The sequence below is a fragment of the Chitinophaga sp. genome (genome assembly GCF_035564935.1).
GTDB lineage: Bacteria > Bacteroidota > Bacteroidia > Chitinophagales > Chitinophagaceae > Chitinophaga.
Window position 1 is genome coordinate 1 of the sequence record NZ_DATMTE010000015.1, and the last position, 12459, is coordinate 12459.

The window sequence follows — 12459 nt, forward strand, 5'->3', positions numbered from 1 at the left end:
GTTTGCAGTTTTACTTCTTTGAATTGTTTACTGAAATGCGCCCAGCTTTTATAACCGCTTTCATAACATATATCCAGTATCGGATCGGTAGTAGCGGTGAGCAGTTTGCAGGCGTGGCTGATGCGTAAGTCTCTCAGGAAATCGAAATAGGTTTTCTTGATATTTTTTTTGAAGAAGCGGCAAAAGTTAGGTACACTCATATTGGCAATGGCTGCTGCCTCTTCCAGTGTTACTTTTTCCAGGTAATGTTTAAAAGAGAAGTCAATAATTTTTTCGATGACGGGATTCACCACACTGCCGGTATCGTTGAAGTCTTCCGACAGCGTTTTATAATGAGTGGAATGCCCTATTTTATGCAGGCATTGCAACAAGAGTATAAGTTTATCAAATCCTTTTTCACGATACATCAGCTGCATACATTCCGACACTTCTTTTTTCAGCGCTTTCCCCAGTTGTATGCCATTGTTCTTTTGCAGCAGGGATTGTATCGTTTTCATTTCTGTCATTTGCAACAGTCCTTCGCCCCAGCAATCGCTGGTGAAGTGTATCACCAGGGCAGCCCCTTTCATTTGCGGATGGCTTTTCCTGAACCAATGCGGCAGATTGCCCGCCATGAAGAATACATCATTCACTTTATAATCGCATACATAGTCGCCGATCATGGCGGTGCCATGTCCTTTTAATATCAGGATCAATTCATACTCAGGATGTTTGTGCCAGTTGGTTTCGAAGTGCGGCGTTTCATAAATGCGACACGCAAAGCTCTGGCTGGAATCATTGGTTATTTTCTGAAGAATCGTTTTCATACCGGCCCTAAGATAAGCCATCTTATCATTTAAATGGATGAATATGGCGAAATATTGATAAGATAGCATATTTTCTTTCAAAAATAGCGGTTGAATACTTTTTAAATTCAGGCAATATTTGCGTATTAAAACACGATATGAAGACAGTTACAGGAGAGAAGATATTCTTCGCAGGCATTCCGGCTATTCAATTTGAAGGTCCCAAAACGGACAACCCTTTGGCTTACCGCTGGTACGATGAGAGCAGGGTAGTGGCAGGGAAAACAATGAAAGAGTGGTTGCGTTTTGCAGTTGCTTACTGGCACTCTTTTAACGGAACAGGCGCCGATCCCTTTGGCGAAGCAACGCATCTTTTTGAATGGGATAAGAACCCTGATCCTGTTGCCAGGGCAAAAGATAAGGCAGATGCCGCTTTTGAAATGATCACCAAACTCAATCTCCCTTACTATTGCTTCCACGATGTGGATGTGGTTGATTATACGAACAATATTGAGGAGAATGAAAAGCGTTTGCAAACGCTCACACAATACCTGAAGCAAAAGCAGGAAGAGAGTGGTGTAAAATTGTTATGGGGCACAGCAAACCTGTTCAGTCACCGCCGGTATATGAACGGTGCGGCTACCAATCCCGACTTCCATGTACTGAGCCATGCAGCAGCCCAGGTGAAAGCTGCACTCGATGCCACCATTGCATTGGGAGGAGAAAACTATGTATTCTGGGGCGGCCGTGAAGGCTATATGAGCCTGTTAAATACAAACATGAAACGTGAAAAGGAGCACCTGGCCAGGTTCCTGCAGGCATCAAGGGATTATGCGCGCAAAAATGGCTTTAAGGGTACTTTCTTTATAGAGCCTAAGCCTTGCGAACCTACCAAGCACCAGTACGACTATGATGCGGAAACGGTGATCGGTTTCCTCCGCCAGTACGACCTGCTGAACGACTTCAAGCTTAACCTTGAAGTGAACCACGCTACACTGGCAGGTCATACTTTCCAGCATGAATTACAGGTGGCGATAGATGCAGGCTTGCTTGGAAGCATTGATGCCAACAGGGGCGACTACCAGAATGGTTGGGATACAGACCAGTTTCCTACCAATCTCAACGAACTGACAGAAGCGATGCTGATTATCCTGGAAGGAGGCGGCTTTAAAGGTGGCGGTATCAATTTCGATGCAAAGATCCGGAGAAACTCTACTGATCCTGCTGATCTTTTCTATGCACATATAGGTGGCGTGGATAGCTTTGCCCGCGCCCTGATCACAGCAGATGCCATCCTTGAGAAAAGTGATTACAGGCAATTACGCCAGGAACGCTATGCTTCTTTTGATGTTGCTGCTGCAAAATCCTTTGAAGCAGGACAAAGCAGCCTGGAAGACCTGCGCGCTTTTGCTATTGCGCAGGGAGAGCCGGCAGTGAGAAGCGGAAGACAGGAATACCTGGAAAATATCATCAATAATTATTTGTAAGCATTCCTCGTTATGGCCCTCGTGGCTATTACTCCCACCTGCTCTCACGGAGAGTAGGTGGGATTTTTTTTAGGTTTTTAGGGTCATTCCATGCGGCAGCAATGGCAAGGTATACAGTTTCACACCCGTAACATCTGCAATTGCATTGCGGATGGCCGGCGCCACGCCCACTATAGGCGCTTCGCCCGCTCCCGAAGAAGGTAGATCCTTCCTGTTAAGAAGCACAATGTCCAGTTCAGGAATATCTGCAAACCTGGGTACCCGGTAGCTGGAAAGTGACGGGTTTAAAATGCGCCCGTCTTTAAAGTCCACCGCTTCAAACAAAGCGCCGCCAAGCCCCTGCAGTACGCAACCCATTACCTGGTTTTCCAGGTGCAGCGGATTTACAATGGCGCCGCATTCAAAAGCCACCACCAGCCGGAGCAACTGCAACTGACCGTTGGATTTATTATAGGCTACTTCTGCGCAGGTGGCTACGTAGGCGTTTTTTACAAATGCGCAGGCTATGCCATAACCAACACCGGTGTTCTTTTGCCGTGTCCAGCCGAACTTGGAGGCTGCGGCTTCCAGCACCTGCTTTAAGCGTTCGTCTTTTAAATTATTAAGCCGGAACCGGAAGGGGTCCTGTTTTAGTTGCCGGGCAAGGTCGTCCATCACGCTTTCTATGGAAAATACATTGGCTGTAGCGGCAAGTCCGCGGTAAGAGCCTTGTTTCAGGGGCGTATCGGACGGATGGTATTGAATATGCCGTTGAGTCACTTCATAGGGCACTTCTATGCCTGCGCCGCCGGAATTGTAGTTATGAAACTCCCAGGAAGTAAGCAGTCCTTCCCTGCTGGCGCCGGCGGTTACTTCAACGAGTCCGCCTGGCCTGAAATAAGCCCATTTAAATTCTTCCTCGCGGGTCCACATCACTTTTACGGGCTTACCTGTTGCCCTGGCCAGGCGTGCAGCTTCCACCGCAGCTTCCCCGCTGTGTTTCCCACCATAGGCGGAGCCGGTATCCGGCATCATTACACGGACATTATTTTTGGGGATGGAAAATATTTCCGCTAACTGTTCCTGCACGCCAAAAGGTCGTTGGGTGCCGGTCCATACCGTCAGTTTTTTATTTTCCCAAACCGCCAGCGCTGCCCGAGGCTCCAGGGGAACATGCGCGATATACTGCACCTCAAAATGTTGTTGTACCTGTATGGGGGCGGCCTGCCAGGCTTCTTTAACGGCAGCCGGGGCGCCTTGTTCTTTATCTTCCGCGTGGGTTTTAAGCCATGTGAAAATTTCCGCCCTGGAAGGCTGTGGGACCGTTTTCCAGCGGGCTTCTATGCGGGCCAGTGCATTGGCGGCTGTTTGAGGATCAGGAGCGGTTACACCAATGAAATTATCTTCCTTAATAACAGTTACCCCCGGAAGACGCTTTGCGTTTTCTATGTCTGCTGTAAGCAGCGATGCGCCGTAAGATGGCGGACGGAGTATTTTCCCGTACACCATACCCGGCATGGTCATATCCGATACATATTGATGTTTCCCGGAAACAAAACTTTTTGCATTCACTTTGGCTACCGCTGTACCGGCAGTGGTCCACTTCTCCGCAGGGGTAAGGGGCACCTGCTCGTTTACCGGCAGGAGTATTTTCTGTCCTTTTGTAAGATCGCTGAAACTGATTGTTTTACCCGAAGCCGCATGGATGACCTGACCATTTTTTACGGCTACTGTTTGTTTGCTTACGTTCCATTGCCTGGCGGCCATGTTTGCCAGTTCTTCTCTTAAAGTGGCGGCGGCTTTCCGTAGCTTCGGCGCCATAGTGGGCGTAGTAAGGCTGCCGTAAGTGCCGCGGTCGTAAGGGGTAAGCAGGGTATCCCCCATAACCATTTCGATACTGCCTACAGGAACACCCAGTTCTTCCGCTACCGCCTGCGACAAAGACGTGCGGATGTTCTGACCTACCTCCACCTTTCCGGTGTAAACGGTGACGGTACCGTTTTCCAGGATGTGGATCCATGCGGCAACAGTGTCATCCCCCGGGGGAAAGAGGCCCGGTTGTTTAGACAGTGCATTCAACTCTGTATAGGTAAGCGCCACCGCGATGCCGCCGCCCAGCAGCTTCAGGAAATTCCGCCGGTTGATCCCTTCAATGGGCGCCTCTTTTGTGCCTGAATTTTTCATGACCTTGGGTTTTGAGGGTTAAGCTTTGCTGATGGCTTTTATAATCCGGGGATAAATGCAGCAGCGGCAAATATTTCCCTGCATGGCTTCTATGATTTCCTGCCTGGTGGGCCGTGGATTTTTTGTTTTTAAAGCAACTGCTGAGATGATCATACCGGAGCAGCAGTAGGCGCATTGAAAAGCATCTTCGTCAAGGAATGCCTGTTGCACAGGATGCAGCTGTCCGTTTTTTTCCAGTCCTTCTATGGTGATCACAAATTTATCCTGTACGCTTGCCAGCGGCGTAATACAGGAAGGCGTAGCATGACCGTCTATCAGCACCCTGCATGCCCCGCAGGCGCCTTCTCCGCAGCCGTATTTGCTACCGGTGAGCTGTAGATTTACTCTTAATGCATCAAGAAGGCTGGTGTTACCCGGCACATCCAGGGTGTAATCAGTGCCGTTTACATTGATTTTCATAAGAGACGATTTATAATGATGAGAAAACCGTTGCTATCGTGTAAACCAAATTAATCATAATAGGGTATTTCTGCAAGCACCTGTGTGGAGAACAATAAGAAAGGTTGAAAATACACTTATTTATTTCTATCTTACCATGATTCAATCATACGTATAAATTCCATGTCTGTACTCTCTCAAATACTCGAACACAGGATCATCGCCATCGTGCGCGGTGTGCAGCCGCAAAACGTGCTGCAACTGGCGGAAGCTATGTATAAGGGCGGTATCCGCCTGCTGGAGGTAACTATGAATTCAGCCGATCCGCTGGCCGTTATCAAAGAAGTATCTGCCAAGATGGGCGATAAAATGATCATAGGCGCCGGCACCGTGCTGGACGCCGCTACAGCCCGCGAAGCAGCAGCTGCCGGGGCGCGTTTTATACTTTCTCCTGTACTGGAGCCGGAAGTGATTAAAACAGCCCGGGAACTTGGCGTGGTGAGCATTCCCGGCGCCTATACCGCCACTGAAATTTACGCGGCCTATAAGCAGGGGGCAGATATGATCAAAGTATTCCCTGCTACTTCCGCCGCTTACATCAAAGACATTATGGCGCCGCTACCCAAAATGCACCTGTTGCCAACCGGTGGTATTATGCCGGAGAATATCAGGGATTTCCAGCAGGCAGGTGCTGCCGGTTTTGGTATTGGCAGCGCACTGGTGAATGCCAAAGCCGCCATTACGCCGGAATACCTGCAGCAACTAACGGAAAAGTCGCAGCAGTTTATCCGTGCCATTCAATCCTGAAAAAGCAATACAACGTTATGAAAATAAAGAGCTATGAATTGTTCCAGGTGCCGCCCCGCTGGCTGTTCCTGAAAATAGAAACGGACGAAGGCATTATTGGCTGGGGGGAGCCGGTGATTGAAGGCAAAGCCGCTACTGTTAAAACTGCGGTGGACGAACTGATGGAATACCTGGTAGGCAAAGATCCCATGCATATTGAAGACCACTGGAACGTGATGTACCGGGCAGGCTTTTACCGGGGAGGGCCTATCCTGATGAGCGCTATTGCGGGCATTGACCAGGCGCTGTGGGACATCAAAGGAAAATACTACAACGCCCCCGTTCACCAGTTACTGGGAGGCAAGGCGCGCGACAAAATGAAGGTCTACTCCTGGATTGGCGGCGACCGTCCCGCAGAAGTAGGGGCGGCCGCCCGTAAAATGGCAGAACAAGGATTCCTGGCGGTGAAAATGAATGCTACCGAAGAACTGCAATATATAGACAGCTATGAAAAGATAGACGCCGCCATACAGCGCATTGCCGCTGTGCGTGAAGCAGGTGGCCCGGGTATGGGTATTGGCATCGATTTCCACGGCAGGGTACACAAGCCTATGGCTAAAATACTGGCCAAAGAACTGGAGCCTTTCCGCCCGATGTTTATTGAAGAACCGGTGCTGCCCGAAAATAATGAAGACCTGCGCGAAATAGCCCGGCACGTGGCTATTCCCATTGCCACCGGGGAACGCATGTTTTCCAAATGGCAGTTCAAAACGCTGCTGAAAGAAGGATATGCAGACATCATACAACCCGATGTATCACATGCCGGAGGCATTACAGAATGCAAGAAAATTATTTCCATGGCGGAGGCCTTTGATGTAGCGGCCGCCCCGCATTGTCCGCTTGGCCCCATTGCACTGGCCGCCTGCCTGCAGGTAGACGCTACCTGTCATAATGCTTTTATACAGGAACAAAGCCTGGGTATTCACTATAACCAGGGCAGCGACCTGCTGGATTACCTGGCAGATAAAACCGTGTTCCAATACAAGGACGGCTATGTGGAAATTCCTTCCAAACCTGGTTTGGGCATAGAGATCAACGAAACGCATGTACGAAAAATGGCCGAAGAAGGGCACAACTGGCGCAATCCTGTGTGGCGCCACACAGATGGCAGTGTAGCAGAATGGTAAATACAGACCTGTAACAACTACATGAAAGCATTCAATTCTAACGTAAAACCTACGAAAATACGTTACCAGGTACTGTTCCTGATATTTGTGAACGTGGTGATCAATTACATGGACAGAAGCAACCTGGCCGTAGCCGCTTCTGAAATAGACAAGGAGTTTAAACTTACACCGGTACAACTCGGACTGATCTTTTCCGCTTTTAGCTGGACATACCTGGCCTTCCAGATACCGGGCGGCATATTGGTGAACCGTTTCAGTCCGCGCATCCTGTATACTTTCAGTCTCATTGCCTGGTCGCTTGCCACTATTACGCAGGGATTTGCAAAAGGCTTTGCCACGCTGTTTGGTTTACGTATGGCCACCGGCGCGTTTGAAGCGCCGGCATTTCCTATCAACAACCGGGTGGTAAGCAACTGGTTTCCCGATAATGAACGGGCTTCCGCTATTGCCGTATATACTTCCGGGCAGTTCCTGGGCCTGGCTTTCCTCATGCCCGTGTTGTCGATGATCCAGCTGGAAGTAGGATGGAAGGGGCTCTTCGTGGTAACGGGCCTCATTGGCATCATATGGGGCATTATATGGTACCTTTTTTACCGGGACCCACTCCGGCACAAGGCTGTGAACGCAGCGGAGTTGGAACATATTGAAAGCGGCGGCGGCATGGTGGACAAGCAGCAGACCGAAAAGAAAACGGCTTTCCGCTGGACTGATCTGCAGGCTGTGCTTTCCTATCGTAAGTTGTGGGGCATCTATATCGGGCAGTTTGCAGTGAATGCCACGCTCTGGTTCTTCCTCACCTGGTTCCCGAAATACCTGGTAGACTATCGTGGCCTGGATTTCATCAATTCTGGTTACTGGGCTTCCGTCCCTTACCTCGCCGCATTTACAGGTATTTTGTGTTCCGGTTTTTTATCGGACTACCTGGTGAAGAAAGGCATATCTGCCGCCAAAGCGCGCAAGCGGCCTATCATTATAGGGCTGCTGTTATCAGTTTTTATACTGGGCGCCAACTACGTAAGTGCGCCGGGGCTCATTATCTTTTTTATGTCCCTCTCATTTTTCGGAGTTGGTTTTGCCTCCATCACCTGGATATTTGTATCTACGCTGGCGCCCAAACACCTTATCAATCTTACCGGCGGTGTATTTAATTTCATAGGGCAACTGGCCGGCATCATTGTGCCCATCGTAATAGGTTTCCTGGCCAGCGGCGGTAACTTTGCGCCGGCATTGGTATTTGTGGCGGTGATGGGACTGCTGGGGGCATGCTCCTATATTTTCCTGGTAGGGAATGTAGAACGGATAAAAACGGGAGATGATGAATAAAGAAAATTATTTTTTAAGCTGCGACTGGGGCACCAGTTCTTTCCGGCTACGGCTGGTGGAAACCAATACGCTGCATGTTATAGCAGAAGAAAGATCAGGCGCTGGAATTGCCGGTACTTACCAGCAATGGCAGCAAACATTGCTGCCCCGCGAAGAATTTTTTGCTGCGATCATCAACCGGCAGATTGATGTGCTTGCAGGGAAAACAGGCATGCCACTGCAAGACGTGCGGGTGGCACTTTCCGGCATGGCGTCTTCCAGTATTGGTATGATAGAGTTGCCCTACAAAGCGTTGCCCTTCCGCCTGAGCGGAGCCGATTTGTCTGTACACACCTTCCAGCGGTTTATTATTATTTCCGGCGTCTCCAACGGGCGTGATGTAATGCGTGGCGAAGAAACCAAAGTATCGGGTTGTTTTACCTTGTTACCCGATACTGATGCAGAACAATGGCTGCTGCTGCCAGGTACGCATCCCAAGCATATAGTGGTGCATAACAAACAGGCAGTGCGTTTTCAAACATTCATGACAGGAGAGTTTTTTGATCTGCTGTCTGCGCACAGCATCCTTGCTGCATCGGTAGGTGCAGAAGGTTCACTGGACGATTCGCTCGCCTACTTTACAGAAGGGGTGCATGCGGGATGGTCGGGTAACCTGCTGCATACGGCTTTTATGGTACGTACTAACCAGGTGCTCAAAAAGATGCCTGCAATGCATAACCGGTTTTATTTAAGCGGTTTGCTGATTGGTGCGGAACTGAAAGCGGTACCGGCGAACGTGGCGGTGTATTTGGTGGCGGGGCCGCAGCATATGCCGCTTTATACGGCGGCGTGCGAGGTGTTGGGGATTAAAGTAGCAGGGGGGATTGATGCGGACGAGGCGTTGGTGAGGGGGCAAAGGGAGGTGGTTTTGAGGAGCTTTTAATGTTCTTTTTTTATTTTGCTAACTTCGTGGGATGATTTTGTCACTATGAATGTATATCAGCAACTTACAGATCAGGAATTAGCGGACCTGCTTAGGTCCGGGGATCAGCAGGCATACATTGAAATTTATGACCGGTATATTTTTGTATTACTGAATCATACTTACAGCAAGACCCGTGACCGTGAGGAGGCAAAAGATATTGTACATGAAGTGTTTGCCCGGCTTTGGGCCAACCGTGAAGAGCTGGAAATAACGAGCAGCCTGGCAGGGTTTCTTTATACTTCTGCCCGTAATATTGTGTTAAACCAAATTACCCGTAAAAAAGTAGAAGCAAAATATTTTAATTCCATTCTGAATTTTTTGGAGCAGCCCCAGGCCATTACTGATCACAAGGTCCGCGAAAATCAGCTGATCGCTATTATTGAGAAAGAGATCGCTGCACTACCTCCTAAAATGCGGGAAGTTTTTGAACTTAGCCGCAAACAGCATCTCAGCCACCGGGAAATTGCTGAGAAATTAGCTATTTCGGAGCAGACTGTCAGTAAACATGTGACCAATGCCCTGAAGATCCTTCGCATTAAACTGGGCCTTTTCGCTTATCTGCTCTGGATCATCTCCTCGAAATAAATTTTTTTTCATTTTGCTTACCTGTTCCGCTTTAGTTAATTGTCTTCTTAATATTAAGGATACAATTTCCTAATCTTATGGAGGAACAAGCACTTAAAGACCTGCTAGACAGAATACGCAACGGAACAGCTACTGACGCCGAAAGAGCGCTCCTGGAAAACTGGTATCTTCAATACCAGGAGGAATCCCCTGCCGAATATTCGCTGGATGAGCGTTTGGAAGACGCAGAGGCGGTTTGGGCGAAATTGCAGCCGGCTATCATCCATAGGAAACAAGGCAGGCGCTGGCAACGTATAGCTGTTGCGGCTTCCATAGCGATCCTGCTGGGAGCGGGCAGTTGGTTGCTGCTTAACAGGAACGGTAAACCCAACCCAACAGGCGGTGATGTTGCTCCCTTTACGGCGTTGGCTGTTTTGAAAAGTGGAGGGAGAACCATCCTGTTGGATAATACAGCTAATGGTAAGATAGCCCAAACCAATGTAATAAAATCTTCGGGTGAACAGCTGGCCTATGAAGTAACCGGTAATACCTATACAGCTGCTTATGATACGATACAGATCCCTTCCGGTGGAAGGCCGTATACAGTGAAGCTTACAGACGGTACCAGGATCACGCTGAATGCTGCCACTACGCTGCGCTACCCGGCGGTATTTTCTAAAAGCAGGAAGGAAGAAATTGAGTTAATAAGCGGAGAAATATATGCAGAGGTAGTGCATAATGCAGCCGCCCCGCTAAAGATTAAGACGCCGGGACAAATTATCACAGACATTGGTACAACATTCAATATTGCTGCCTATCCCGATGATCCCGACTCGCGAACAACACTGATCGAAGGAGCTGTTAAAGTAAGCGCTGCCGGCAGGGAAACTACATTATCGCCAGGTAACCAGGCCATTTTCAGGGGAAATAGTTTAACTGAATCAAGCGCTAACTTAAGCCAGGCAACTGCGTGGAAAGATGGTTTGTTTCGCTTTAATGGGGAATCTATCGACGCTATTATGCGTCAGCTTTCCCGGTGGTATAATATAGAAGTTAAGTATGAAGGAGCCATCAGCAATGAAGTTTTCTATGGCCGTGTAGCCCGTACGCGTAACATCAGTGAAGTGCTACGGATTTTAGAAAGATCAAATAAAGTATATTTTGAAATTAAAGGAAAAAGGGTAACCGTACTAAGTAAATGATGAATCAGCCAATCACCTGAAAAAAGAACATCCCGGCGCTAACCAGGATGTAAGAAGGTCAACCAAAACGTTTTAAACATTTTAGAACCGCGCCAGGCCTCAGCCATCGTCGAAAATGCAAGGCAAAGCGCATTAAACCAACCTGACACAAATGTACAATTATTTCCCTGGAAATCCGGGATATGTGCGTTCGCGCCTTATTGCCCGTAAACTCCTGCTGATCATGAAGCTAACCACCCTCATATTGGTCACGGTCATGTTGCACGTAAGTGCATCCTCATTGGCACAGAAAATTACACTGGTGGAAAAGAATGCGCCGTTAGTGGATGTATTTAATCACATTAGTAATCAAACCGGCTACGATTTTTTATTTACCGGCAGCGATCTTAAAAATGCCAGGCCTATTTCCATCAGCATAAAAAATGTTGATTTAAAAGAAGTATTGGCCAGAATATTTGAGAACCAACCACTGAGTTATAGTATAGAGAACAAGTCTGTGGTGGTTACCATAAAGCAGGCGTCCCTGATGAGCCAATTATCAGACCAGCTGAAGACAGCCCTTAAAGTACCCGCAAACATAGGCGGAAGGGTGACCGATACACTGGGGACCCCCCTGGTTGGGGCATCTGTTGCGATAAAAGGAATGACTTTTTCTACACAAACCGATAGTAAGGGGAATTTTAACCTCCCCAACGTACCCCAGGGGAAATATACCCTGGTAGCCAGTTACATAGGATACGAAAAATCAGAGGTCAGCATTGTTAATAACGGTACAAATCTCCATATGGAATTTATTTTGCGCCAGGGCACTTCTCAACTGGACCAGGTGCAGGTGATCGCTTACGGTACTGCCTCCAGGCGTTACAGTATCAGTTCAATGGCTACGGTAACAGCGGAGGACATCGAAAGGCAACCGGTGTCAAATCCTTTACTCGCCTTGCAGGGGCAGGTACCCGGACTTAATGTTAATGCCACCAGCGGTATACCGGGATCACAGGTATTGGTGCAGATCAGGGGCCAGAATACCTTGAATCTTAATCCTACCAATAATCCTTCAAAGCCCTATGACCAACCCTTATTTATTATAGACGGTGTTCCATTCGCCTCGCAGAATAATAATATCAATCAATTTGCCTCTTTAGTAGCTGCACAATCCAATCCGGGAGGTGTTAGCCAATCTGTAGGTCTCAGCCCGTTTAACAATATTGATCCTGCAGATATTGAAAGTATCAGCATTCTGAAAGATGCCGATGCGACCTCTATCTATGGTACCCAGGGGTCTAACGGGGTGATCCTGATCACCACAAAAAAGGGGAAAGCAGGGCCTACTACTTTTAACCTGAATGTGAACACGGGTTTCAATTCAGTAGGCCGCCCTGTTAAAATGTTAAATACGCAGCAATACCTGCAATTGCGGAAAGATGCTTTTGCTGCAGACGGCATAACACCCAGTGACAACCCGGGTAATTATCTCGCTTATGCACCTGATCTGACAATTTTTGATCAGCAAAAATACACAAACTGGCAAAAGGTGATCTATGGCCGGAATACCAGTAATGT

At 48.3% G+C, this 12459-nt stretch carries 11 protein-coding genes; 8 read left to right on the forward strand and 3 right to left on the reverse strand.

The features are described from left to right. Positions 1-806 (reverse strand): AraC family transcriptional regulator (locus VN105_RS00515; RefSeq protein WP_325636868.1); only part of this gene is annotated, 806 nt, incomplete at its 3' end. A 137-nt stretch (positions 807-943) separates the two neighbouring features. Between VN105_RS00515 and xylA the strand changes: the two genes are divergently transcribed. Then, the gene (gene xylA, locus VN105_RS00520; RefSeq protein WP_325636870.1) at positions 944-2272 is read left to right on the forward strand and encodes a xylose isomerase; all 1329 of its coding nucleotides are present in this window, start codon (positions 944-946) and stop codon (positions 2270-2272) included. A gap of 69 nt (positions 2273-2341) precedes the next feature. Here xylA and VN105_RS00525 read toward each other — a convergent pair whose 3' ends face one another. Together VN105_RS00525 and VN105_RS00530 are read right to left on the reverse strand one after the other, a co-directional pair. Then, a complete protein-coding gene (locus VN105_RS00525; RefSeq protein WP_325636872.1) occupies positions 2342-4435 on the reverse strand; it encodes a xanthine dehydrogenase family protein molybdopterin-binding subunit in 2094 nt (697 codons plus the stop codon). Positions 4436-4453: 18 nt separating this feature from the next. Then, a complete protein-coding gene (locus VN105_RS00530; protein WP_325636874.1) occupies positions 4454-4894 on the reverse strand; it encodes a (2Fe-2S)-binding protein in 441 nt (146 codons plus the stop codon). A 162-nt stretch (positions 4895-5056) separates the two neighbouring features. Here VN105_RS00530 and VN105_RS00535 point away from each other — a divergent pair, with 162 nt between their 5' ends. The 7 genes from VN105_RS00535 to VN105_RS00565 form a co-directional block, all read left to right on the forward strand. Then, on the forward strand, positions 5057-5680 hold the full coding sequence (locus VN105_RS00535) for a bifunctional 4-hydroxy-2-oxoglutarate aldolase/2-dehydro-3-deoxy-phosphogluconate aldolase (RefSeq protein WP_325636876.1): 624 nt from the start codon (positions 5057-5059) through the stop codon (positions 5678-5680). Between the two features lie 17 nt (positions 5681-5697). Then, the gene (dgoD, locus tag VN105_RS00540; RefSeq protein ID WP_325636878.1) at positions 5698-6846 is read left to right on the forward strand and encodes a galactonate dehydratase; all 1149 of its coding nucleotides are present in this window, start codon (positions 5698-5700) and stop codon (positions 6844-6846) included. 21 nt (positions 6847-6867) lie between these two features. Beyond that, positions 6868-8169 carry an MFS transporter gene (locus tag VN105_RS00545; protein ID WP_325636880.1) on the forward strand — a complete coding sequence of 434 codons (1302 nt, stop codon included), beginning with the start codon at positions 6868-6870 and terminating at the stop codon, positions 8167-8169. After that, entirely contained in the window at positions 8159-9091 is a 933-nt protein-coding gene (locus VN105_RS00550; protein ID WP_325636882.1) for a 2-dehydro-3-deoxygalactonokinase, read from the forward strand. The genes VN105_RS00545 and VN105_RS00550 overlap by 11 nt, the downstream gene beginning before the upstream one ends. A gap of 45 nt (positions 9092-9136) precedes the next feature. Beyond that, positions 9137-9718 (forward strand): RNA polymerase sigma-70 factor, encoded by a 582-nt coding sequence (locus VN105_RS00555; RefSeq protein ID WP_325636884.1) that lies wholly within the window; start codon positions 9137-9139, stop codon positions 9716-9718. 77 nt (positions 9719-9795) lie between these two features. Further along, positions 9796-10899 carry a FecR family protein gene (locus VN105_RS00560; protein WP_325636886.1) on the forward strand — a complete coding sequence of 368 codons (1104 nt, stop codon included), beginning with the start codon at positions 9796-9798 and terminating at the stop codon, positions 10897-10899. Positions 10900-11083: 184 nt separating this feature from the next. Then, on the forward strand, positions 11084-12459 hold a 1376-nt coding region (locus tag VN105_RS00565), incomplete at its 3' end, for a SusC/RagA family TonB-linked outer membrane protein (RefSeq protein WP_325636888.1).

Coding starts and splice junctions, on each gene's coding strand:
- xylA (WP_325636870.1), top strand. CDS start 944: ATGAAGACAGTTACAGGAGAGAAGATATTCTTCGCAGGCATTCCGGCT.
- VN105_RS00550 (WP_325636882.1), top strand. CDS start 8,159: ATGATGAATAAAGAAAATTATTTTTTAAGCTGCGACTGGGGCACCAGT.
- VN105_RS00530 (WP_325636874.1), bottom strand. CDS start 4,894: ATGAAAATCAATGTAAACGGCACTGATTACACCCTGGATGTGCCGGGT.
- VN105_RS00535 (WP_325636876.1), top strand. CDS start 5,057: ATGTCTGTACTCTCTCAAATACTCGAACACAGGATCATCGCCATCGTG.
- dgoD (WP_325636878.1), top strand. CDS start 5,698: ATGAAAATAAAGAGCTATGAATTGTTCCAGGTGCCGCCCCGCTGGCTG.
- VN105_RS00525 (WP_325636872.1), bottom strand. CDS start 4,435: ATGAAAAATTCAGGCACAAAAGAGGCGCCCATTGAAGGGATCAACCGG.
- VN105_RS00555 (WP_325636884.1), top strand. CDS start 9,137: ATGAATGTATATCAGCAACTTACAGATCAGGAATTAGCGGACCTGCTT.
- VN105_RS00545 (WP_325636880.1), top strand. CDS start 6,868: ATGAAAGCATTCAATTCTAACGTAAAACCTACGAAAATACGTTACCAG.
- VN105_RS00560 (WP_325636886.1), top strand. CDS start 9,796: ATGGAGGAACAAGCACTTAAAGACCTGCTAGACAGAATACGCAACGGA.